Source organism: Streptomyces sp. NPDC050422 (assembly GCF_044458665.1).
Taxonomy (GTDB): Bacteria; Actinomycetota; Actinomycetes; order Streptomycetales; family Streptomycetaceae; genus Streptomyces.
On record NZ_JBITIE010000024.1, the window covers coordinates 94,893 to 117,724 of the forward strand.

16 protein-coding genes are annotated in these 22,832 nt (G+C 71.8%); 8 read left to right on the forward strand and 8 right to left on the reverse strand.

Annotated elements, in window-relative coordinates:
- Nucleotides 1-36: 36 nt before the first annotated feature.
- The 4 genes from ACIBJG_RS32480 to ACIBJG_RS32495 all read right to left on the reverse strand — a co-directional run bounded on the left by ACIBJG_RS32480 (nt 37) and on the right by ACIBJG_RS32495 (nt 6,107).
- Nucleotides 37-1,740 (reverse strand): LCP family protein, encoded by a 1,704-nt coding sequence (locus ACIBJG_RS32480; protein WP_399313006.1) that lies wholly within the window; start codon nt 1,738-1,740, stop codon nt 37-39.
- A gap of 49 nt (nt 1,741-1,789) precedes the next feature.
- The gene (locus ACIBJG_RS32485; protein ID WP_399313007.1) at nt 1,790-3,577 is read right to left on the reverse strand and encodes an LCP family protein; all 1,788 of its coding nucleotides are present in this window, start codon (nt 3,575-3,577) and stop codon (nt 1,790-1,792) included.
- A gap of 223 nt (nt 3,578-3,800) precedes the next feature.
- Complete coding sequence (locus ACIBJG_RS32490) at nt 3,801-5,132, reverse strand: LCP family protein (protein WP_399313008.1); 1,332 nt, start codon at nt 5,130-5,132, stop codon at nt 3,801-3,803.
- A gap of 225 nt (nt 5,133-5,357) precedes the next feature.
- Entirely contained in the window at nt 5,358-6,107 is a 750-nt protein-coding gene (locus tag ACIBJG_RS32495; RefSeq protein ID WP_399313010.1) for a TIGR03089 family protein, read from the reverse strand.
- Between the two features lie 138 nt (nt 6,108-6,245).
- Here ACIBJG_RS32495 and ACIBJG_RS32500 point away from each other — a divergent pair, with 138 nt between their 5' ends.
- The 3 genes from ACIBJG_RS32500 to ACIBJG_RS32510 all read left to right on the forward strand — a co-directional run bounded on the left by ACIBJG_RS32500 (nt 6,246) and on the right by ACIBJG_RS32510 (nt 9,913).
- A complete protein-coding gene (locus ACIBJG_RS32500; protein WP_399313012.1) occupies nt 6,246-7,595 on the forward strand; it encodes a peptidoglycan recognition protein in 1,350 nt (449 codons plus the stop codon).
- A gap of 153 nt (nt 7,596-7,748) precedes the next feature.
- A complete protein-coding gene (locus ACIBJG_RS32505) occupies nt 7,749-8,840 on the forward strand; it encodes a sugar phosphate nucleotidyltransferase (RefSeq protein ID WP_399313013.1) in 1,092 nt (363 codons plus the stop codon).
- A gap of 89 nt (nt 8,841-8,929) precedes the next feature.
- Nucleotides 8,930-9,913, forward strand: a complete 984-nt coding sequence (locus ACIBJG_RS32510) for a DNA-3-methyladenine glycosylase family protein (RefSeq protein WP_399313015.1) — start codon at nt 8,930-8,932, stop codon at nt 9,911-9,913.
- A 251-nt stretch (nt 9,914-10,164) separates the two neighbouring features.
- Here ACIBJG_RS32510 and ACIBJG_RS32515 read toward each other — a convergent pair whose 3' ends face one another.
- The 3 genes from ACIBJG_RS32515 to ACIBJG_RS32525 form a co-directional block, all read right to left on the reverse strand.
- Entirely contained in the window at nt 10,165-11,481 is a 1,317-nt protein-coding gene (locus ACIBJG_RS32515) for a coenzyme F420-0:L-glutamate ligase (protein ID WP_399313017.1), read from the reverse strand.
- Nucleotides 11,478-12,434, reverse strand: a complete 957-nt coding sequence (cofD, locus tag ACIBJG_RS32520; RefSeq protein ID WP_399313019.1) for a 2-phospho-L-lactate transferase — start codon at nt 12,432-12,434, stop codon at nt 11,478-11,480. Before cofD ends, ACIBJG_RS32515 begins: the two co-directional genes overlap by 4 nt.
- A gap of 104 nt (nt 12,435-12,538) precedes the next feature.
- Nucleotides 12,539-13,030, reverse strand: a complete 492-nt coding sequence (locus tag ACIBJG_RS32525; RefSeq protein WP_399313021.1) for a cysteine dioxygenase — start codon at nt 13,028-13,030, stop codon at nt 12,539-12,541.
- Between the two features lie 706 nt (nt 13,031-13,736).
- Here ACIBJG_RS32525 and ACIBJG_RS32530 point away from each other — a divergent pair.
- The 3 genes from ACIBJG_RS32530 (at nt 13,737) to ACIBJG_RS32540 (ending at nt 19,810) form a co-directional block, all read left to right on the forward strand.
- Nucleotides 13,737-14,000: a WhiB family transcriptional regulator gene (locus tag ACIBJG_RS32530; protein WP_018103995.1), complete on the forward strand. Its 264-nt coding sequence runs from the start codon at nt 13,737-13,739 to the stop codon at nt 13,998-14,000.
- 369 nt (nt 14,001-14,369) lie between these two features.
- Nucleotides 14,370-18,299, forward strand: coding sequence for a glycosyltransferase (locus ACIBJG_RS32535; protein ID WP_399313023.1), 3,930 nt, complete (start codon nt 14,370-14,372; stop codon nt 18,297-18,299).
- Nucleotides 18,296-19,810 (forward strand): DUF5719 family protein, encoded by a 1,515-nt coding sequence (locus ACIBJG_RS32540; RefSeq protein WP_399313025.1) that lies wholly within the window; start codon nt 18,296-18,298, stop codon nt 19,808-19,810. The genes ACIBJG_RS32535 and ACIBJG_RS32540 overlap by 4 nt, the downstream gene beginning before the upstream one ends.
- Nucleotides 19,811-19,887: 77 nt before the next feature.
- On the opposite strand, the gene ACIBJG_RS32545 is transcribed toward ACIBJG_RS32540, so the two are convergent.
- Nucleotides 19,888-20,316: a metallopeptidase family protein gene (locus ACIBJG_RS32545; RefSeq protein ID WP_399065046.1), complete on the reverse strand. Its 429-nt coding sequence runs from the start codon at nt 20,314-20,316 to the stop codon at nt 19,888-19,890.
- 321 nt (nt 20,317-20,637) lie between these two features.
- On the opposite strand from ACIBJG_RS32545, the gene ACIBJG_RS32550 reads away from it, so the two are divergent.
- Nucleotides 20,638-21,015 carry a DUF3499 domain-containing protein gene (locus tag ACIBJG_RS32550; protein ID WP_399313027.1) on the forward strand — a complete coding sequence of 126 codons (378 nt, stop codon included), beginning with the start codon at nt 20,638-20,640 and terminating at the stop codon, nt 21,013-21,015.
- Nucleotides 21,016-21,096: 81 nt separating this feature from the next.
- Nucleotides 21,097-22,470 (forward strand): phosphomannomutase/phosphoglucomutase, encoded by a 1,374-nt coding sequence (locus ACIBJG_RS32555; RefSeq protein WP_399313029.1) that lies wholly within the window; start codon nt 21,097-21,099, stop codon nt 22,468-22,470.
- Nucleotides 22,471-22,832 lie beyond the last annotated feature (362 nt).

Genomic DNA, 22,832 nt, shown 5'->3' on the forward strand with positions numbered 1-22,832 from the left:
CACCGGGCGCCCCCTCTCCTGTACTCCGCGCGTCCGCTACATCTGGCGGTACGGCCAGTAGACGTCCATGCAGTCGTCCGTCTTGGCGCTGCTGACGGCCTCGGTGCCCTCCAGCGGGTCGCTGTCGTCTTCGGCGGCGGCCTTCGGGACCGTGGAGCCGGTCCGCCAGTCCGAGCCGACCGTGAGCGTCAGCCCGGCACCGTCCGGCGTCTCCTTCACGGCGCTGGTCGCGAGCCCCAGCGCCTTGGCGACCGACAGCGCGTCCGACTTGCCCTGGGCGCCGGCGCTCCGCGGGTACGTCACCTCGGTGGTCAGCGCCGATCCGGGATCGACCGAGGTGTCCGCCTCGGTGAAGCCCTTGGCCTTCAGCAGGTCACGGACGAACCCGGCGCGGCCTTCGGTGGCGGCGGTGCCGTCGGCGGCGGTGCCGTTGACGACGGTCACCCCGAGCGAGGCGGGAGCACCGGCCTTCGGGCCGGCCGCCGCCTTCGTCGCCGCCTTGGCGCGGTCCTTGGGGTCGAGCGACTGGTCGTCGCGCAGCAGCGCCCAGAGCTTGTCGGCGGCTCCCGGCTTCGGCAGGACGTGGGCCTCGGGATCCTGGGGGTCGGCGATCCGCGGCATCGTCAGCATGGTCATCTTGTCCAGCGGCACGTTCTTCAGCTGCATGCCGAGATCGAACAGCTTCTTCACCGTGCCGATCTCCTCCGAGACCTGGAGCGACTCGGTCGCGGTCTCGGCGAGGTTCATCAGCCGTCCGGTGTCGGTGAAGGCGTTCTGGCTCTTCAGCTCACGCATGACGGAGTTCAGATACATGTGCTGGGCCTTCGACCGGCCGATGTCGCTCTCGAAGGCGTGCCGGGTGCGCAGCCACTTCAGGGCGTCCTCGCCCTTGATCTTGTGCTTGCCCGCCGTCAGCCGCAGGTGAGAGCCACCGGGCACATTGGGCTTGGGCACGTCGTTGACGTCCTGTTTCACACACACCCAGGCGCCGCCCACGGCGTCCGCCATGTCCACCACACCCGCGAAGTCGACCATCATCCAGTGGTCGATGTAGACGCCGGTGAGCTTCTCCCAGGTGTCCAGGGTGCAGCCGGCGCCGCCACGCAGCGTCTCGTTGATGATGCCGTTGCTGGCGGGGTACTTCTTGTGCGTGACCGGGTCCTCGCAGTCCGGAATGTCCACGCGGGTGTCCCGGGGGATGCTCACGACCGACGCGTTCTTCCGGTCGGCCGACACGTGCAGCAGCATCTGCACATCAGCCAGCGGCGTCCCGCCCACGCTCTCCTTCGACCCGCCGAGCTTGAGGTTCTCCTTGCTGTTGCGGCTGTCGGAGCCGATCAGCAGGAGGTTCAGCGGGGTCTGGCCCGCCGCGTTCGGCGCGGTCTTCTCCGCCGCGCTGTTGCCCGCACTCCGCTCGCCCTTGCGGAGGTTGCTGTTCAGGTGCTCGTACCAGAGATAACCGGCCGCGCCGGTGCCGAGTATGAGGAACGCGAGGGAGAACGCTATCCAGCGCAGTACGCGGCGCTTCTTCCGCTTGGGGGCGCGGCGGGGCCGGCCACGGCGTCCGCCGTGGCTCGCGGCGCGACGGCCGCCGCCCCCGCTCTCACCGGTCTCCGGTTTCGGGGCGCCCTTGCCGCTGTCCCCGTCACCGGCCTCGTGGAGGACGTCGTCCCGGCCGAGTTGGCCGGAATGCCGGACGCGTGGTCGCGTCCCCTCCCCGGGCGTACTGCTCCGTCCCACCAGGACCCCCCTGCTGTTCAGACTCGCGATATCGCGCAGTGACCCGATGTCACTTGGCGCACACTTCCTTGTCGGCGCTGGACTTCGGAATGTCGATCTTCGCCGGCCCGGTGATGGGGGTGCCCGCGCCCTTGAAGTCCGCCCCCAGCGTCAGCACCATCGCCTGCAGGCCCACGGCATCCTTGGTGCCCGGCTTCATCGCCGTAGCGGGAAGCCCCATCATCTCGGCGAGCGCCCGGGCCTGGTCCGCCTGGTTCGGCGCGTACTCGAGTGTCGTCTTGGCTGCCTTCGCCGGGGCGTTGGCCTTGTTCGTGGACTTCAGGACGCCCTTGTCGTTCTGGAGCCAGGTCACGGTCTGCTGCGCCGCGCCGGCGAGTTCGCCGCCGTTGTAGACGTCGACGCGCACATCGGCCGCTGCCGCCTTCGTCCCCTTGAGGAGCGCGTCCTGCTTGCTCTTGGCGGCCTTCTTCTGCGCGGCCACCTCGGTCAGCGAGGTGTCCTCCTGCATCATCGACAGCAGTTGAGGCGCCTTGACCGGGTCCACGACCACCGTGATCGGCTTGGGCTCGGCCGGGTTGTCGATGACCGGCAGGGTGACGAACGTGATGTTCTTCGTGTCGATCTTGGTGAGTTCCTTGGCCAGCGTGGTCAGCTTCGGCACCGAGTCGATGGCCGAGTCGACCGTCAGCGCCTTGGTCGCCGCGTCCGCCAGCTTGAACAGCTTCGTCGGGCTCGTCAGCGTGTCGTTCGACTTCATCTCGCGGATCATCGAGCCGATGAACTGCTGCTGGCCCTTGATCCGGTCGAGGTCGCTCCCGTTGGCGTAGGCGTGCCGGGTCCGTACGAACGCCAGCGCCTGCTCGCCCTGGACGGTGTTGGGGCCCGCCGGAAGGTCGAGGTGCGACTTGTCGTCCTTGACCGCGTGGGCCAGGCAGATCTTGACGCCGCCGACCGCCGTGGACAGTTCCTTCACCGCGTTGAAGTCGACCATCATGAAGTGGTCGACGGTCAGGCCGGTGAGCTCCTTGACGGTGTCCATCGTGCAGCCCGGGTCGCGGTCGTCCTGGCCGAGGCTGGTGTTGAACCGGACGTTCTGCGTGCCCGGGATGGCCTTCTCCGAGCCGTCGGACTGCTTGGTCCTGCACTCCGGGATGTTGGTGATGAGGTCGCGGGGGATGCTCATCGCCGTGGCGTTGGTGCGGTCCTTGGATACGTGGAACAGGATGTTCGTGTCCGCGTGGCCGACGCTGCCCGAGTCGCCGTAGCCCTCGTTGCCCTTGCCGGTGCGCTTGTCCGTACCGATGACCAATATGTTGAGGGGGGCGTTGGCCGTGACGACGTCCTTGTTGCCGCGGTCGCCGATGTCCACGGAGCTCAGGTTGCCGTTGAAGTGCTGGTACAGCCAGTATCCGCCGGCCGACACCGCGACGAGCAGGAAGGCCATCACACCGCCGGTCCAGAGCAGCGCCTTCTTGCGCCGGGGCTTGGCAGCCTTGCGCTTGCGCCGGCCCGTGCTGCTCTCGGCGGAAGCGGCGGCCTCCTGGCCACGCGGGCCGGAGCCGGAGGCCGAACGGCGGCCGCCCTGTCGCGGCACCTCACGGCCACGGCGCGATCCCTCGCCCGCCGCACCGCGACGCTCACCGTCGTCCTCACGGGCAGCACCTCTGCGCCCGGAACTCCGAGGAGCCGAAACCCTCGACGCCCTGCCTGAGTCCCCTCCGGATGAATCCCCTCCGGAATTGTTCAGTCGCAGTTCGTAGTCGCCGGTGTCCGGGTTGAGAACCCATTGGTCTGCGGGATCGATTTCTTCCGCCCGCCCACGGCCTTGTGCATCCACGGTCGTTTGAGTCCTCCGTCGGTGCCACGCGAGGCGCCTCCCCCGATAAGGCGCTCAGTCTTTCGCTCCGGAAGTGCGCGGCCGGAAGGCCGGAAGCACCGGATCGCGTCACACTATCCGTCCCGTTCGCTGTCGAGCGACGGGCGTGACATATTCCACGGCCCTTACAACCGGGCATTCTTCCCATTGCACGCCGAACATTGATGTCGGCTTGGCCATTGCTTTACTGCTTACACAGGTCGGTTGCCGCATTGTTCCCCGAGTAGGTGGGTGTGGGAGTCGGGCCGGCGGCCTCCGCGGCGTCAGCGCTCTTTCCGTCGTCACTCTTCAGCTGGTCCGCGGGCACAACGGCGACGGGCTTGTCGTCGCGCAGTTGCCTGAAGAGCTTGTCCGCGTCGGGCTGCACCAGTTCGTCCCGGTTCGCGTCGAGGTGGTACGACTGCCGGGGCACGGTCAGGAACTGCACCTTGTCCGTCGGTACGTTGCGCATGCCGCGCACCAGGTCGTAGAGGTCCTTCAGGCTGTCCAGCCCCGGGTCGGTGGTCAGTGCCTTGGTGGCCGCGTCCAGCACCGGGTAGAGCCGGGTGGGGTTGAGCAGCACCCCGTTGCTCTGCACCTTGTTCACCAGGGCGCCCAGGAACTGCTGCTGGCGGTCCATCCGCTCGGTGTCGCTGCCGTTGCCGATCGACTTGCGGGCCCGTACGTACCCGAGGGCCTGCTCACCGTTGAGCTTCTGGCGGCCCGCCGGGAGCTTGAGGTGGGCGGCGCTGTCGTCGATCGGCTTCTTGAGGCAGATCTCGACCCCGTTCACCGCGTCGACCATGTTCTTGAAGCCGTCGAAGTCGACGACCATGTGGTGGTCGATGCGGATGCCGGTCATCTTCTCGACCGTGCGGATGGTGCAGGCGGTTCCGCCGAACTCGAAGGCCCAGTTGAACTGCGCGAACTGCGGCTTGCTCACGGTTTTGTCCGGCTTGTGGCACTCCGGGATGTTCACCATCAGATCGCGCGGGAGCGACATCGCCGTGGCGCTCTTCCGGTTCGCGGCCAGGTGCAACAGGATCGTCGTGTCCGACCGCTGACTGCCGCCGTCGTCGCGGCCGTACTTGCTGTTGTCCCCGGCCCGGCTGTCCGAGCCGATGAGCAGGATGTTCTGCGCGTCGTGGACGACGGAGGAGGGCCGCTCCTTCTCGTACGCCTTGAGTTCGGCGGCCGCGGAGGTGTCCGTCCTGATGTTGCCGTCCAGCTTCTTGTACAGCCACCAGCCGGCGCCCGCGGCGACGAGCACGACGAACGAGGCGCCGAGGGCGGTCCAACGCAGCCAGTGACGCTTGCGCTTGACGATGATGTCGAGGGCCGGATCCGGTCCGCCGGAACCTGCCGGTGGCGTTCCGTGCGACGGTCCGCTGCCGGACCCGCTGCGCGTCTCACCGCCCGGGGCGTCCGCCGGGGCGCTCGTCCCGCCGGGCTCCGCACCGGGCGAGCCGTCCGGTGCCCGGTCCTCGCCCCCGGCCGAGTCGTCGGGATCGGCCGGCGTGCCGCCGCTTTCGGTCACGTCTGCGTCCATCCTTCACGTTCGGCAGCACGCGTGGCCGCCGGTCGCACAAGTAGACGGCTGAACCTCACGCTTGGTTGTGCCTTGAGTGGTCCGTACCGCAGATCATGTACCGGAGTTGACGCATCGACGGGAGGGCTCGGCCCACACTGGGCCGGACGGGTGGCCCTCAGACCGCTTGTCATACCGCAGTGTTGACGGTGGAAGCGGCCGCCCCGTCGGCCGTCACACGGTCCGCGTGACCCGCTCGCTCTCGATCCGCTGGGCCAGCCCGTCCTCGCCCAGTTCCCCGAGATGCCGGCACAGCACCACGGACCCCCCGGTGGCGAGCGGCGCGAACAGTCCGGCGCTGAGCCCCTCCCAGGTGTCGTACGTACGCCCCGACAACAGCCGCGATCCGGCGCCCAGGCCCCACCCGGCACCGTCCTCGCGGGCCCGCGCGACCAGCTCCGCACCGGTGAACCCGACACCGCCCACCGTCAGAGCCGGGGCATCCGGGTCGACGGGCGCGAACGGGGCGAACCGGTCGCCCTGGCCCGGCACCTCGACCGCGTAGTCCGCGAAGCCCTCGGGCGCCTGCGGGAACCTGCCGCCCATCGGGCGCAGCGCCAGCGCGATCCGCTCACCGCGGCAGGCCCGTGCGGCGTCCAGACTGTCCGGCCCGGAGACGACGAGGTCGGCGGTGGCGGGCTCTCCCTGCACATCGGCGACCACACCGACCGAGGCGCAGGCCAGCAGCCAGACCGCTGACTGCCAGTGCGCGGGCAGCAGCAGCGCGAGCCGGTCACCGGGCTCGGCGGCGAGGTCGCCCTGCAGCAGGTTCGCCGTCTTGGCCACCCAATTGGCGAAGGTGGCCACCGACAGTTCGACGCGCTCTCCGGTGGCGTCGTCGTAGAAGGTGACCATGGGGCGGGCCGGGTCCGCGGCGAGCGCGGAACGCAGCAGGTCGGCAGGGGTGCGGTCGCTGGCGTTCATTCGCAGAAGGGTACGCGGCGATGCCGGGAGGGGCCGGGTGCGGCAGGGGCCGGGTACACCGGTTCGGCAGACGAGCCGTCAAGTGACGGGAAAATTCCGGGTCGCCGGAGTGGCGCGCTTGTGCCAAGGATCATGTGTATGCGTGCCTTCCTTGCATCCTCCATCGGTGTCACCTGCGCGGCAGCTCTCGTACTGCCGCTCGCCGCGCCCGCGGGCGCCGCCCCCGACACCCCCGCCCACCCGGCCACCGCGGGATCCGTTCCCGCCGAGGCGTCCGAACCGGCCGGAGTGCCCGGCTCGACGCAGTCCCTGGCCCTGAACCCCGTGTCCTCCCCCTCCGTACGGGCCACCGGCGCACCCGCCGCCGCGGCCGCCGAACAAGGACTGCCCGAGCGTGACGTCCAGCCGTTCTCCATGGTCGGCGTCGTCTGGAACGACGTGGACGCCGAACTCCACGGCACCGCCCAGGTCCGCACCCGCGCCACCGGCACCGACCGCTGGTCCGACTGGCAGGACCTGGAGACGCACAACGCCGAGCACTCCGCCGACGCCGGGACCACCGAGCGCGACTCGGGTGCCACCCGTGGCTCCACCGCCCCCCTCTGGGTCGGCGACTCCGACGGCGTCGAGGTCCGGGTCCGCCCCGAGACCCCCGGCCCGGGCGAGAGCGCCGAGGCCCCCGTACCGCTGCCCGCCGGGCTGCACCTCGAACTCGTCGACCCGGGCAAGGACCCGCAGCAGCTCCCCGGAACGGACCCGGCGGACCCGGCCACCGGCGCGGCGGGCGCCGACCGCACCACCTCGCTCTCCGCCGCCGTGCTCCCAGCCCTGAACAGGGCCGAGACCGAGGAGGACGCCGGCCTCGCACCCGCTGCCAAGCCCTACATCGGGCCCCGGCCGCGCATCATCACCCGCAAGGGCTGGGGCGCCGACGAGAAGCTCCGCGAAAGCGGCTTCGCGTACACGAAGTCCGTCAAGGCCGCCTTCATCCACCACAGCGCCACCGGCAACAACTACACGTGCTCCCAGGCACCCTCGGTCCTGCGCGGCATCTACCGCTACCACGTCAAGAGCAGCGGCTGGCGCGACATCGGCTACAACTTCGCCGTCGACAAGTGCGGAAACATCTACGAGGGCCGCGCCGGAGGCGTGACGAAGGCCGTCATGGGCGCGCACACACTCGGCTTCAACACCAACACCATGGGCATCGCCGTGCTCGGGACCTTCACCTCGTCGAACCCGCCGGCCGCCGCGGTCAACGCCGTCTCCAAGCTCACCGCCTGGAAGCTCGGCCTGTTCGGCGCCAACCCCAAGGGCAAGGTGACCCTGACCTCGGGCGGCAGCAACAAGTACAAGAAGGGCAAGAAGGTCAAACTTAACGTCATCTCGGGTCACCGGGACGGATTCGCAACCGAATGCCCCGGAGCGCGTCTCTACAAGAAGCTCGGCACGGCCCGGACCAGTTCGGCCAAGCTGCAGGGCCGCTGACGCGAAAGGAGCCGTGAACCGGCGCCGGTCGCGCCGGAGACCTGCTGCGGGCTGCTGACCGAGGGACCCCTCCACCGGACTGCATACACTGGCCAGCCGAAGAAGCGGTTGTCCGATCCAGGCCCGGCCCCAGCAGGAAGCAGAGACAGTGCTGTGACAGAGGCAAAAGAAGCGATCCTCCTGGTCGGCGGCAAGGGAACCCGGCTGCGCCCGCTCACGGTGCACACCCCGAAACCCATGGTTCCGGCAGCGGGCGTCCCCTTCCTCACGCACCAGCTGGCGCGTGCCCGGGCCGCCGGGGTCGAGCACATCGTCCTCGCGACGTCGTACCTGGCGGAGGTCTTCGAGCCGTACTTCGGTGACGGTTCGTCGCTCGGCCTCCACATCGAGTACGTCACCGAGCGCGAACCGCTCGGCACCGGCGGCGCCATCCGCAACGTCGCCCAGCGGCTCACCTCCGGTCCGGACGAACCGGTCCTCATCTTCAACGGCGACATCCTCACCGGCCTCGACATCCGGGCCCTGGTCACCACGCACGCCGACTCCGGCGCGGATGTCTCGCTCCACCTCACCCGGGTCGACGACCCACGCGCCTTCGGCCTCGTACCGACGGACGACACCGGCCGCGTCACCGCGTTCCTGGAGAAGCCGCAGACGCCCGAGGAGATCGTCACCGACCAGATCAACGCGGGCGCGTACATCTTCCGCAGGTCGGTCATCGACACCATCCCGGCAGGCCGCCCGGTCTCCGTCGAACGCGAGACCTTCCCCGGACTCCTCGCCGACGGCGCGCACCTCCAGGGCATGGTCGACTCCACGTACTGGCTGGATCTCGGCACCCCGCAGGCCTTCATACGCGGCTCCGCCGACCTGGTCCTCGGCCGCGCCCCCTCCCCGGCCGTCCCCGGCCGCTGCGGCGACCGCCTCGTCCTGCCCACCGCCTCCGTCGCCCCCGACGCCAAACTCTCCGGCGGTACGGTCATCGGCGCCGACGCCGTCATCGGCGCGGGTGCCAGGATCGACGGCTCCACCGTGCTCGCGGGCGCCATCGTCGAACCGGGCGCCGTGATCACGGACTCCCTGGTCGGAGCGGGTGCCAGGATCGGCAGCCGTACGGTCCTCGTGGGCGCGGTCGTCGGCGACGGGGCCAAGGTCGGGGCCGACAACGAACTGCTCGACGGCGTCCGCATCTGGTGCGGGGCCCACCTGCCCGCGGCTTCGGTGCGGTTCTCCTCGGACGAATGACCGGCCCGGCCACTCCGCCGTGGACTCCCCGAGTGGCCGGAATCCGCCGTACCCTCGACAGGCACCCCCGACTACCGAGGACCTCATCCGTGGCAGGACGATTTGCTCCCCGCAGCGCCCCGCGCGCGGCCGTCCCGCACCAGGCGGCGGCAACGCCCGTACCGGCGCCGCTGACCCGCACCTGGACCCCGCCGGGCCCGCTCGACCTGCGGCTCGTCCTCGGCCCGCTGCGCCGCGGACCCGCCGACCCCACGTTCCGGATGTCCGCCGACGGCTCCGTCCGCCGGGCCAGCCGCACCCCCGCGGGCCCCGGCACGCTCCATGTCGTCGCCCGCGAGGGCCGGATCGAGGCGGCGGCCTGGGGGCCGGGCGCGTCCTGGCTGCTCGACCAGCTGCCGACCCTGCTCGGCACATCGGACGATCCAGAAGCCTTCACCCCGCGCCACCGCCTGCTCGCCGTGACCCACCACCGCCGCCCGGGCCTGCGGCTGCTGCGCACCGGCCTGGTGCTGGAGTCGCTGATCCCGTCGGTCCTGGAGCAGAAGGTCACCACGGACGAGGCGTACCGCGCCTGGCGGCTCCTGGTGCGTACGTACGGGGAGCCGGCGCCCGGACCGCAGGAGTACGGCCTCTACGTCATGCCGGACGCCCGCACCTGGTCGCTGATCCCGTCCTGGGAGTGGCACCGCGCGGGCGTGGACAGCAAGCGCTCGGCGACGATCCTGCGCGCGGTCCGGGTGGCCCGCCGCATGGAGGAGGCGGCCGCCATGGACCTGCCCGAGGCCATGACCCGCCTCCAGGCGATCCCCGGCATCGGCCCGTGGACAGCCGCGGAGACCCTGCAACGGGCGAACGGCGCGGCGGACGCGGTCACGGTCGGCGACCTCCACCTGCCCGGCATCGTCGGCCACGCGCTGGCCGGCAACCGGAACGCGGACGACGAGGAGATGCTGTCCCTCCTCACCCCGTACGAGGGCCAACGCCACCGGGCGACCCGCCTGATCATGCTCTCGGACAACACCCCGTCCCGCCGCGCACCCCGGATGCAGCCGCGCAACATCGCGCGGCTGTAGCAACGAGGGCCGGGCAACGCAGGTCCCTACGGTCCGCTCGCGCACGGGGCCGGGCACTTCAAGCCCGTCCGGTTCCTTCGCGCACGGGGCCGGGCAATCCCAGCCCCTCCGGCGTTTGAGGAGCGAGGTCCGGGGCGGAGCCCCGAAACCCAGCCCTGCCGGCGCTTGAGGCACAGTGGCCCGGGGGCCCGGGGGCAGAGCCTCCGGTTACGGGAAGGGGCGGGCCAGGGGAAGAACCACCCCAGCCACCCTCACCGCACAGCGACAAACCCCTCCGCCCCCCGCTCCCCCCGCGCCGGAGGCGACACCGCCGCCCGCCCCACGGCCACCGCCCCCAACGGATCCCACGTCGCGGGCAGCGCCAGCACCTCCCGCACGACGTCCCGGCAGAACATCGTCGAGGACACCCACGCCGAGCCGAGCCGCTCGCCCGCCAGCGCCACGAGGAAGTTCTGGATCCCGGCGCCCGCGGCGACCACGAACATCTCCCGCTCCGCCCCGTCCCGCCGCGCGTCCCCGTACGTATGGGAGCCGTCCATCACCATGCACGGCACCACCAGATACGGCGCCCGGCGCAGCACATCGCCCCGCTTCACCCGTCGCGCGATCGACTCCTCGCTCTTGCCGTCACGCCGCAGGTCCGCGATCCACGCGTCCCGCATCGCGTCCAGCAGCCGGGTCCGGGACTCCGGCGACTCCAGCAGCACGAACCGCCACGGCGTCGTGTGGTGCGGCGCCGGGGCCGTCACCGCCGCGGCCACGGCACGCCGTACCGCCCCCGGGTCCACCGGTTCGTCGGTGAACTCGCGGACCGTACGCCGCTGGGTCACCGCCTCCCGTACCGCCTCGGACGTCCCCAGCCGGAACATGTCGTCGGCCGCGACCCGCACCATCGCGCGGGCCCCTGCGGCATCCTCGGGGTCCAGAACGTGGCCGAGCCCCCGCACGACCGCGACGGGCAGCCCCTCCGCCTTGCCCTTGACCAGGTCGCCGGCCGAGGCCAGCTCGTCCGCGGTCGCGACCACGGTCGCGCTCAGCGGATTGCCGTACGCGTCGCTGCCGCCCCGCAGATCGTCCAGCACCCGCACCCCGGCCGCGCCGATCGCGACATCGGTCAGCCCGTTGCGCCACGGCCGCCCGAAGGTGTCCGTGACGACGACGCCGACCTCGACTCCGAGGGTGTCCCGCAGTCCCTCCCTGATCGCCCGCGCCGAGGCGTCCGGGTCCTCGGGCAGCAGCAGGACGGTCCCGGCTGGGGTGTTCGACGCGTCGACACCGGCGGCGGCCATGACCAGCCCCTGCCGGTTCTCCACGATCCGCAGCGTGCCGCGTCGCGCCACCACCCGTACCGTCTCGGCGTCGATCGCCGCCTCCCGGTCGGTGGCCTCGACGATCCGGCCCTCCGCCTTGGAGACGATCTTCGAGGTGACGAGCAGCACGTCACCGTCCACCAGGCCGGGCTCGGTGGCGGCGATCAGCTTCGCGAGGTCGTCCCCGGCCCGCACCTCGGGCATCCCGGGCAGCGCCCACACCCGGTACGAGGGCGCGACGTCGGGGGCCGCGCTCATGCCCGTACCTCCTCGGCAAGGACCAGCGCCTGTCGCGCCATCTCGGCGGTGGCCGCGACATCGGTCATCATCAGCGGTACGGACCGGCAGCGGATGCCCGCGGACTCCACCTCGTCCACCGCGCCCGCGTCCACGGTGTCGACGAGCCAGCCGTCGAGCAGCCCGGAACCGTAGTGCTGCGCGACCGCGGCGGCCGTCGACTCGACGCCCACCGCGGCGAGGACCTTGTCGGCCATTCCGCGCACCGGTGCGTCACCGACGATGGGGGAGAGGCCGACGACCGGCACCCCGGCCTCGGCGATGGCTTCCCGGATGCCGGGCACGGCGAGGATCGTCCCGACGGACACCACGGGGTTCGACGGCGGGAACAGGATGACGTCGGCACCGGCGATGGCCTCCAGGACGCCCGGAGCCGGCTTGGCCTGCTCCGCGCCGACGGGCACGATCGCCTGCGCCGGGACGGAGGCGCGCAGCTTCACCCAGTACTCCTGGAAGTGGATGGCCCTGCTCTCGCCGTCGACGTCGACCGCGACATGCGTCTCGATGCGGTCGTCGGACATCGGCAGCAGCCGGACCCCAGGCTTCCAGCGGGCGCAGAGCGCCTCGGTGACGGCGCTCAGCGGATAGCCCGCACCGAGCATCTGCGTACGGACGATGTGGGTGGCGAAGTCACGGTCGCCGAGCCCGAACCACTCGGGGCCGACGCCGTACGCCGCGAGTTCCTCCTTGACGTGGAAACTCTCGTCGGTACGGCCCCAGCCCTGCTCCTCGTTGATGCCACCGCCGAGGGTGTACATCACGGTGTCGAGGTCGGGGCAGACCTTGAGGCCGAACAGATGGATGTCGTCACCGGTGTTGCCGATCACCGTGATGTCCGCGTCGGGCGCGGCCTCCTTGAGGCCACGCAGAAAACGAGCACCACCGATACCGCCGGCCAGAACCACAATGCGCATGCAAGCAGTCTGTCAGGCGAAGCCCGGTCGGTGTCGGGGTGGTGGTGGGTGACGGGTGGGGCTGTCAGACGAAGCCCGGTCGGTGTCGGGGAGGTGGCGGGCCGTCAGGCGGTGGCGACGGCCGTGGCGCACTGCGCGGTGTGCATCGGCATGTCGGTCAGGCCCGGGTAGTAGACGTGCAGGCTGACGGCCGGTTCGAGGGAGTCGTTGACCACCTCGTGGACGTAGCCGGGGGCGAAGACGCGCTGCGCGCCGGCGCCCAGCGTCTGCTTCCCGCGCTCCGTACGCTCGGTCAGTTCGCCGTCCAGCACGGTCAGTACGCCGGAGGAGGCGCCGTGGTCGTGGAGGCCGCTGCCCTGGCCGGGGACCCAGCTGAGCAGCCAGACCTCGTAGCCGGGTCCGGTGCGGAGCCGGTGGTACCAGCGGGTGGTGGTGTCGTACCGGACGAGCGGGGCCCACTGGGAGCGGTCGGCGGCGATGGTACGGGCGAGCCCGACGAATTCCGCCACCGTGGCGGGGTGCTCGCGGGCGGGGCGGAGGAGGTGCTGGACCTCAAGGAGGTCGCCGGCGATCTGGAGGTCGCTGTCGCTGTTCATGGGTGCGGTGGTTCCTCGGCAGGGGTGCAAGTCGTGCAGTGCGGATGCAGGGGTGTCGCAGGACCTGTGGGACCGGGTGACGGCTGAGGCCGGGAGGCCGTGTGGGGGAGGTCCGGGGGTCCGGGATGAGCCGTGTCGAGCTGGAGCGCGAGGGCTTCAACAGCTGAGACAGCTGGAACAGCAACAGCGAGCCTGAACAGCGCTACGGAACCCACGGATGTGGGTGGCGTGCATCGCTGAGGTCACTGGCATGACATCAAGGAGAGCCGGTGAACCCTCGACTGTCAACCTGATGCCCGATTTGGGGGTAATGTTTCACCTCATCCGGTTACTCCATGCGGAGAAAGGTTTATGCAGCCCCCGCACCGGAGATGTGGCGCAACAACCGTCGTGGCAAACGCGGTCGCAGCCCTGTGACCCGACTGTGATCTTGATCGCTTCAGTGATCGAATCGCAACGTGTCCGCCCTCCCGGGAGTTCTTCCCTGTGGCAGGTGAGGGAGCAATGAAGCCCGTGGCATATGTCAGGTTTTTGGTGATATGCACACTTTACGCATACGCTTGGTTCCGCAGAGTGAATACCGGGCCCAATAGCAGATCTGAGCTTGACTGGCCTGTAGCTACACACTTGTAATTTCACTCGTGTCGTTCGGCCGATTCGATAACGGCCGCATCACGGGGACGCAAGAGACAGACGAGGGGCGCACATGACCGAGCTGTTCCAGCAACTGCTGGTCGAGGACGCGGACGAGGAACTCGGCTGGCAGGAGCGCGCACTGTGCGCCCAGACCGATCCCGAGTCCTTCTTCCCCGAGAAGGGCGGATCCACCCGCGAGGCCAAGAAGGTCTGCCTCGCCTGTGAAGTCCGGTCCGAATGCCTTGAGTACGCCCTCTCCAAGGACGAGCGATTCGGTATCTGGGGCGGCCTTTCCGAACGGGAGCGACGGCGGCTCAAGAAGGCCGCGGTCTGACCCGGCCGGCCGCGGTCCGACCCGGACCCTGACGAGAACGCCCCGGCCCTAACGAGCCGCCGCGTGCCGCTCCCCGGACCGGCAGCCCATGGCCCGCCGCCTGCACCCTGCCCGCAGGCGGCGGGCCATTGCCGTGCCCGGGCTCCCCGGGGTGAGGCCCGCCCCGGGGGAGCGCCGAAACCGGGCGTCGACCGGCCTGTGCCGCTGTGTCGCGGTCCTCGTTCAACCGCTCCGCGCCGCCGCGGTTATCCGTACCGTTAGTGTGGGGCCCCGTCCGAGACGCGCCAACGACCCGACAGGGCGCGCGTGTACACCGATGCAGCCCCCGGGGGGACGTCCCCCGGACCCGGCCGGAGGGCCCGTACCTCGATGTCCGTGCACAGCCAACCGACGGCGCCGTACGCGGCCGCCGCCCCAGAGTTCCCCCGGCACGTCGTCACCGCCGTGCTCGTCTCCCACGACGGCGCACGCTGGCTGCCCGACGCGCTCGCCGGACTGCTCGGGCAGGAACGTCCCGTACAGAACGTCGTCGCCGCCGACACCGGCAGCGCCGACGACTCCGCGCGACTGGTCACCGAGGCGCTCGGCGCCGACCGCGTCCTGCATCTCGCACGGCGTACGAGCTTCGGCACCGCCGTCGACGAGGCGAGCCGCACCGCGGGCGTCCTCACCCCGGACGACCTGCCGTATCTGAAGCGCCCCAGTGGCTGGGACCCCGTCACCAGGTCCTGGCGCGACGACGCCTACGACCTCCCGGACCTGCCCCACGGCGAACCCGTGCAGTGGCTCTGGCTGCTCCACGACGACTGTGCCCCCGAACCCGACGCCCTCGCCGAGATGCTGCGCGTCGTCGACGGCGACCAGCACGCCGCGATCGTCGGACCCAAGCTCCGCGGCTGGTACGACCGCCGCCAGCTCCTCGAAGTCGGCGTCTCGATCGCCAACAGCGGCCGCCGCTGGACCGGACTGGACCGGCGCGAGCAGGACCAGGGCCAGCACGACCAGGTCCGCACCGTCCTGTCCGTCTCCACCGCCGGCATGCTGATCCGCCGGGACGTCTGGGAGGAGCTCGGCGGCTTCGACCGCCGACTGCCCCTGATGCGGGACGACGTCGACCTGTGCTGGCGCGCCCACATGGCCGGACACCGCGTGCTGGTCGCCCCCGACGCCGTCCTGCGGCACGCCGAGGCGTCCGCCCGCGAACGCCGCCCCATCGACTGCGCCGGGCGTTCCGTCTCCAGCCCGCACCGCGTCGACAAGGCCGGCGCCGTCTACACGATGCTCGTCAACGCCCCCGGCAAACGGCTGCCATGGGTACTGCTCCGGCTCCTGCTCGGCACACTGCTGCGTACGCTCGCCTACCTCGTCGGCAAGGTGCCGGGCCAGGCACTCGACGAGGTCACCGGCCTCCTCGGCACCCTGCTGCGCCCCGGCCGGATCCTCGGAGCCCGGCGCAGCCGCGGCAAGGGGGTCGTCGACCCGGCCGAGATGCGCGGTCTCTTCCCCGCACCCGGCGCGACCGTCCGCGCGACCGTCGAACAGGTCGCCGGCAACTTCGGCGGCAGCTCGGAGGCCGACGCCGGCGGCTCGCGCCACGGCGCCGTCGAGTCCGGTCCGGGCGGCGACGACGCCGACTTCCTGGAGATCGACCAGTTCGCCAAGCTGAAGCGCGTCGGGCGCAAGCCGGGCCCGGTGCTCTTCGGCCTCCTGCTCCTGGTCTCCCTCGTCGCCTGCCGCGGCCTCCTCGGCGGCGGCGCCCTGGCCGGCGGCGCCCTGCTGCCCGCCCCCGGCGACGTCTCCGACCTGTGGGGCCGTTACGCGGACGGCTGGCACACCGTCGGCACCGGCGGCACCCAGACCGCACCGCCCTACCTGGCCGTGCTCTCGGCCCTGTCCGCGCTGTTCCTCGGCTCCACCGGCTTCGCGCTCACCCTGCTGCTGGTCTGCTCGGTCCCGCTCGCCGGACTCACCGCGTACTTCGTCACCCGCCCGCTGCTCCCCTCCCGGCTGCTGCGGGCCTGGGCGAGCGTCGCGTACGCCTTCCTGCCCGCCGCGACCGGCGCCCTGGCGACCGGCCGCCTCGGCACCGCCGTCCTCGCCGTCCTGCTCCCGCTGATCGCCCGCACGGCCGTGTCCGCACACGGCATGCGGGGCGGCGGCGACAGCCGCGGCAGCTGGCGCGCCACCTGGGCGTACACCCTGCTGCTCACCCTCGCGATGGCGTTCACCCCCATCGTCTGGCCGCTCGCCGTGGTGCTGGGCATCGGTGTGCTGGCGCTGCGCCGCAACGACATCACGGCCTACGGCCTCCGTTTCATCGCCGCGATCGGCACCCCGCTGCTGGTCCTCGCCCCGTGGTCGCTCTCGCTCCTGACGAGCCCCACGTCCTTCCTGGAGGAAGCGGGCCTGGAGACCGGTTCGGGCTCGGCCTCCGCACTGGACCTCCTCGGCATCAGCCCCGGCGGCCCCAAGGCTGCCGGAGGCATCCTGCTCCTCGGCATCGTGCTCGCGGCGCTGGCCGCGCTGCTGCGCGGGGAGCGGCAGTTCGCCACCCGGACCGCCTGGGTCGCCGCGCTGGTGGCCCTGGCCTTCGCCGGGGTGGCCAACGGCTCCGCCTGGGCGGGGCCCGCCACCCTCGTCTACGGTGCCGCGCTCATCGCCGCCGCGCTGATCGGCGCGGACGGTGCCCGGATCCGCGTCGCCGAGCTCAGCTTCGGCTGGCGCCAGCCGGTCGCCGTCCTGATCGCGCTGGCCGCCGGAGTGGCCCCCGTGCTGGCCGCCGCCGGCTGGATGATCGGCGGAGCCGCGGGCCCCCTGGAGCGCCGCGACCCGGTGCAGGTGCCCGCGTTCGTCGCCGAGGAGAGCACCACCCGGGACCAGCCGCGCACCCTGGTGCTCGGCGGCACCTCGCCCACCTCTGTCGCGTACACCCTGGTCCGGGGCTCCGGCGCACGGCTGGGCGATGCCGAACTGGCCGCGGCCGCCGGCGGCAACAGCCACCTCGACAAGGTCGTCGCCAACCTGGTCGCGGGCTCCGGCGCCGACCAGGGCAGCCAGCTCAGCGGCTTCGCGATCCGCTACGTCCTCGTCCGGGACGGAGCCCCGAAGCAGATGAGCCGGGTCCTCGACGCGACCCCCGGCCTCAGCCGCCTCAGCCAGCTGGACGGCAGCGCGCTCTGGCGGGTGGACCGCCAGGTCGCCAGAGTCATGATCATCCCGTCGTCCGCCGGTGACGAGCAGCTCCCGGTGGGATCCCGGCCCGTCGAGGCGCACACCAAGATCCCGGCGGGCGGCGCGGGCCGCGTGCTGCGGATCGCCGACGCCGCCGACCCCGGTTGGCAGGCCACGCTCGACGGACGGACGCTGACCCGCAAGACCGTCGACGGCTGGGCACAGGGCTTCGAGCTCCCCGCCGAGGGCGGCACGCTGGATCTCACGTACGACACGCCGCTGACGCACTCCGCGTGGATCTGGGCCCAGGCCGCGCTCGCCGTGGTCCTGCTGGTCCTGGCCCTGCCGGGCCGCCGCCGGGAGATCGACGACGACCTGCCCGAGGAGGACGTGGCGGTGCCCGCCGAGCCGGTCGCCGGCGAGGGACGCCGGGCCCGCAGGCTGCGCGCGGCCGCGCTGGCCGAGGGCGACGACGGCGAGGGCTTCGACGCGGGCGAGGCCGTGGACGCGGGGGAGCGGGCGGAGCCCGTCCCCGCCCGGCCGCCCGGCTCGCCCGCCACGGGCCCGGAGCCGCTCGAAGCCGACGACGGGCAGGACGTCTTCGTCCCCCAGCAGGCGGACGGCGACACCGGTCAGTACGCGGCGGCTCCGCAGCAGCAGTACGGGGAGTGGGACGGCCGGCAGTACCAGGGCGCCGGCTACCCGCCGTACCAGGAGGGCCAGTACCAGGAGGGCCAGTACGGCGCCGCGCAGCAGCAGCCGCAGCAGCCCGACGCCGCCACCGGCTACGACCCGTACGGCTATCAGCAGCAGGGCGAGTACGACCCGTACGCCCAGGGCCAGTACGGCAACGCCCCGCAGGACCCCAACGCTCAGTTCGACCCCAACGGGCCGTACGACCCCAACGCTCAGTACGACCCCAACGCGCAGTACGGCAACGCTCCGTACGACGCCAACCAGTACGATCCGGGCCAGTACGGCGCGGGTCAGCAGTACGGCACCCCGGGCCAGTACGGCGAGCAGAGCGCGTACGACCCGCAGAACCCCGACGAGAACCCCGACGGGAACCCCGCCCCGGGCCAGAACCCCTGGCCGACCGGTAACGCATCGCGAGGCGAGTCCGAGTGAAGTCCACCAGCCTGTCCCTCATCGCCGGGGCCGTCGCCCTCGCGGCCGTCACCGGATTCGCGGCGGTCTCCGTGCCGGGCGACGGGGGTACGACGGCGGCGAAGACGGCTGCCCGGCTGCCCGTCGAACGCTCCAGCCTGCTCTGCCCGGCCCCCGGCCTGTCCGACCTCGCGGAGACGGAGTACACCTCCTTCACCCCGGCATCCGGGAGCGGTGACACGTCGGAACCGGCCGGCACGGCCGAACTCCTGTCCACGGCCGTCAAGGACGCCGCCAAGAGCAAGGACAAGAAGACCAAGAAGGCGGACCCGGACAAGCCGGTCGTCCTCCTCAAGGAGCCCGGCAAGCCGGCCACCGCCGAGGCGTCCGGCGCGGACTCTCCCGCCCTCGTCGGCACCGCCACCGGCCGGCTTGCCCCCGGCTGGACCGCCCAGCAGACCACCACCGTGGAGGCGGGCGACTCCCGCGGGATGCTAGGGGTCAGCTGCTCCGCACCCGACACCGACTTCTGGTTCCCGGCCGCGAGCACCGCGAAGTCCCGCGAGGACTACGTCCACCTCACCAACCCGGACGACACGGCGGCCATCGCCGACATCGAGCTGTACGGCCCGGACGGCACGCTCAAGTCCGACGTGGGCGAAGGCATCACGGTGCCCGCCCGGTCCGGTGTCCGCGTCCTCATCTCGACGCTGACCAGCAAGGCCGTGGACGATGTGACCGTGCACGTCACCACCAGGGCCGGACGCGTCGGGGCGGTCGTCAGGGCCGCGGACGACGAGACCGGCAGCGACTGGCTCGCCGCCTCCACCGAGCCGACGGGCACCCTGGTCCTGCCCGGCATTCCGGCGGACGCGACCTCGGTGCGGCTGGTGGCCTTCGCCCCCGGCGAGGATGACGCCGACCTCACGGTGAAGCTGCTCGGCAAGACGGGCGCGATCTCACCGGCCGGTCACGAGGACCTCCACGTCAAGTCCCGGATGACCGCGGGCGTCGACCTGAAGGACCTGACCAGGGGCGAGGCGGGCTCGCTGCTCCTGAGCCCCGCCGACGACGGCAAGGCCACCCCGGTGGTGGCCGCCCTGCGGGTGGTCCGGGGCAAGGGCGACAAGCGGGAGGTCGGCTACATCCCGGCTACCGGCCCGGTGGGCGCGCGGGCGACCGCCGCCGGCAACCGGGCGAAGGGCTCCGTCCTCTCGCTCACCGCCCCCGGCGCCGCCGGCACCGTCAAGGTCACGGCGTCCGCGGGCAGCAAGGGCGGCACCCCGGTCAGCAAGACGTACGAGGTCGGCGCCGGCACGACGGTCGCGGTCACCCCGCCCGTCCCGGCGGGGCTCAAGGGCACGTACGCACTGACCGTCGAGACGCAGTCGGGCGGCCCGGTCCACGCAGCCCGCACGCTGACGGTCCCGATGGACGGCATCCCGATGTTCACGGTGCAGACGCTGCCTGACGACCGCGGAACGGTCGAGGTACCGGCCGCCGAACAGGACCTGTCGGTCCTGGACGACTGACACGGTGGGGGGCGGGCGGCGCAGATCATCTCATCGCCCACCGCGGCCCGCCCCCACGGTCCGGTCTCGGTCTCCGTCTACTCCTGCCCGTACCGGGGATCGACCGACTCGGGCGAGAGCCCGAGCAGCTCCGCGACCTGCTCCACCACGACCTCGTGCACCAGCAGCGCACGCTCGTCACGATTCTTGGTGCGGATCTCGACGGGGCGCCGGTAGATGACGATCTGCGCGGGCCGTTCCTTCTCCGCGGACAACGCGCTCCCCAGCGGCACGGTCTCCTCCGAGGTGCCCGGCACGTCGAGGACCACGAAGTCGACCTCGGCCAGCTGCGGCCAGCGCCGCTCCAGCCGCTCCACCGAGTCCTGCACCAGATCGCGGAAACTGTCCGCCCTGCTGGCCGAGAGCGGTACCTGGGGAGGGGCGACGGGGCCGCGCATGCCACGGCCGTGTCGGTCTCGGCGCCGAGGTCGGGGCTCGGACGGGTGGGGCGGTACGGGACTGTCCATCACTGACGCAGCGTAGCCCTCCGCGGGGTGAGCGGGCCGAGACCGCCCGGGCGGGAGCCGACCTGTCCGTTCCTGACCGATCCGGCCATGGGGCGACCCGTTCCGGCCCCGCTCGTGATCGCTGACTCCCTGTCGTATGACCGGTTTTGCGCCGAACGGTGAGCGGAATCGGTGCCGCCATGATCGGCGGCCCTCTCCTCCCGCGCAGGTCAGGGGAGTTGCCCGGGAGGAGCCTGTGCCCGAGGTCACAGGGCGACACGGTGGGGTGAGCCGGGGGCGAGTCGTCGCAGCCCGCTCAAGAGTGCGGTACCGTCCAACATCGTGAGCCCTGTACGTCGCTGTTCGCGCACCGCGTGCGGCCGCCCTGCCGTCGCGACACTGACGTACGTCTATGCCGACTCGACTGCGGTCCTCGGCCCGCTCGCCACCTACGCCGAGCCCCACTGCTACGACCTCTGTGCCGAGCACAGTGAGCGCCTGACCGCGCCACGTGGCTGGGAGGTCGTCCGGCTCTCCGACCCCTCCGCGCCCACCCGCCCCAGCGGTGACGACCTGGAAGCGCTGGCCAACGCCGTACGGGAGGCCGCGCGTCCGCAGGACCGCGGGGACGGCACCAGAGGCGGCGGCCCGCGCACAGCCGACCCGATGGAGGTCGCCCGCAGAGGCCACCTCCGGGTACTGCGCTCACCCGACTCCTGAGAGGCCGCCTCCCCGGGGCGCGGGACGCTCTCGGCCGCCGGGTAGTTTGGCGGTCCGAAGAGACCTCAGGAGGACCGGCCCGTGACTGCAGATCTGTCGCAGCTCGTGAAGGCGTACGACGTGCGCGGAGTCGTGCCCGACCAGTGGGACGAGGCGATGGCCGAGCTGTTCGGGGCGGCGTTCGTCGAGGTGACCGCCGCGGACGCGATCGTCATCGGCCACGACATGCGCCCCACGTCCCCGGCCCTGTCGGGAGCCTTCGCCCGGGGCGCGACGGCCCGCGGAGCCGACGTCACCATGATCGGCCTCTGCTCGACCGACCAGCTGTACTACGCGTCGGGGTCACTGGGCCTGCCGGGCGCGATGTTCACGGCCTCCCACAATCCGGCGCAGTACAACGGCATCAAGATGTGCCGGGCCGGTGCGGCCCCCGTAGGCCAGGACACCGGCCTCGCCGAGATCCGCACCCTGGTCGAGAAGTGGTCGGAGACCGGCGCACCGGAGCCGGCCGCCGCCCCCGGCACGGTCGCCGAACGCGACACGCTCACCGACTACGCCGCCCACCTGCTGTCCCTCGTCGACCTGTCCGCGATCCGCCCCCTGAAGGTGGTCGTGGACGCGGGCAACGGCATGGGCGGCCACACCGTCCCGACGGTCCTGGCGGGGCTGCCGCTGGAACTCGTCCCGATGTACTTCGAGCTGGACGGCACGTTCCCGAACCACGAGGCCAATCCCCTCGACCCGGCGAACATCGTCGACCTCCAGGCCCGGGTGGTGGCCGAGGGCGCCGACCTCGGCCTGGCCTTCGACGGCGACGCGGACCGCTGCTTCGTCGTGGACGAGCGCGGCGCGGGCGTCTCCCCGTCGGCGATCACCGCCCTGGTCGCGGCCCGGGAACTGGCCCGCAACGGCGGCCGGGGCACGGTCATCCACAACCTGATCTCGTCCCTCTCGGTCCCGGAGGTCGTACGCGAACACGGCGGCACCCCCGTCCGCACCCGGGTCGGCCACTCCTTCATCAAGGCGGAGATGGCCGCACACGGCGCGATCTTCGGCGGCGAGCACTCCGCGCACTACTACTTCCGCGACTTCTGGAACGCCGATACGGGCATGCTCGCCGCCCTCCACGTCCTGGCCGCCCTCGGAGGCCAGGAGGAGCCCCTCTCGGCCCTGGTGGCCCAGTACGACCGTTACACCGACTCGGGCGAGATCAACTCCACGGTCGACGACCAGCAGGCCCGCACCGCGGACGTGCGGGCAGCGTTCGCCACCCGCGAGAACGTGACCACCGACGACCTGGACGGCCTCACGGTCACCTCCCCGGCCTGGTGGTTCAACCTCCGCCCCTCCAACACGGAGCCCCTGCTGCGCCTGAACGTCGAGGCGGGCGACGAGGAGACGATGACGGCGGTACGCGACGAGGTGCTGTCATTGATCCGCATCCCGCGCACCTGATCAGGCCGGCTCCCCTTCCGGGCCTCGACTGCTTCGATCCGTCGGCGGCTTTCCGGGCTCGACTGCTTCCAGCCGTGGGCGGCTTTGCAGGCCTCGGCCGCTTCGATCCGTCGGGGGCTTTCCGGGCTCGCTGCTCCCGGCCGTCGGCGGCCTTCCGGGCTCGGCCGCTTCCAGCCGTGGGCGGCTTTGCAGGCCTCGGCCGCTTCGATCCGTCGGGGGCTTTCCGGGCTCGCTGCTCCCGGCCGTCGGCGGCCTTCCGGGCTCGGCCGCTTCCAGCCGTGGCGGCTTTGCAGGCCTCGGCCGCTTCGATCCGTCGGGGGCTTTCCGGGCTCGCTGCTCCCGGCCGTCGGCGGCCTTCCGGG

What these genes read in the sequence shown, in the direction of transcription:
- ACIBJG_RS32495 (WP_399313010.1), bottom strand. Translation starts at nt 6,107, where the DNA reads ATGAACGCCAGCGACCGCACCCCTGCCGACCTGCTGCGTTCCGCGCTC.
- ACIBJG_RS32500 (WP_399313012.1), top strand. Translation starts at nt 6,246, where the DNA reads ATGCGTGCCTTCCTTGCATCCTCCATCGGTGTCACCTGCGCGGCAGCT.
- ACIBJG_RS32515 (WP_399313017.1), bottom strand. Translation starts at nt 11,481, where the DNA reads ATGAGCGCGGCCCCCGACGTCGCGCCCTCGTACCGGGTGTGGGCGCTG.
- cofD (WP_399313019.1), bottom strand. Translation starts at nt 12,434, where the DNA reads ATGCGCATTGTGGTTCTGGCCGGCGGTATCGGTGGTGCTCGTTTTCTG.
- ACIBJG_RS32525 (WP_399313021.1), bottom strand. Translation starts at nt 13,030, where the DNA reads ATGAACAGCGACAGCGACCTCCAGATCGCCGGCGACCTCCTTGAGGTC.
- ACIBJG_RS32530 (WP_018103995.1), top strand. Translation starts at nt 13,737, where the DNA reads ATGACCGAGCTGTTCCAGCAACTGCTGGTCGAGGACGCGGACGAGGAA.
- ACIBJG_RS32535 (WP_399313023.1), top strand. Translation starts at nt 14,370, where the DNA reads ATGTCCGTGCACAGCCAACCGACGGCGCCGTACGCGGCCGCCGCCCCA.
- ACIBJG_RS32545 (WP_399065046.1), bottom strand. Translation starts at nt 20,316, where the DNA reads ATGGACAGTCCCGTACCGCCCCACCCGTCCGAGCCCCGACCTCGGCGC.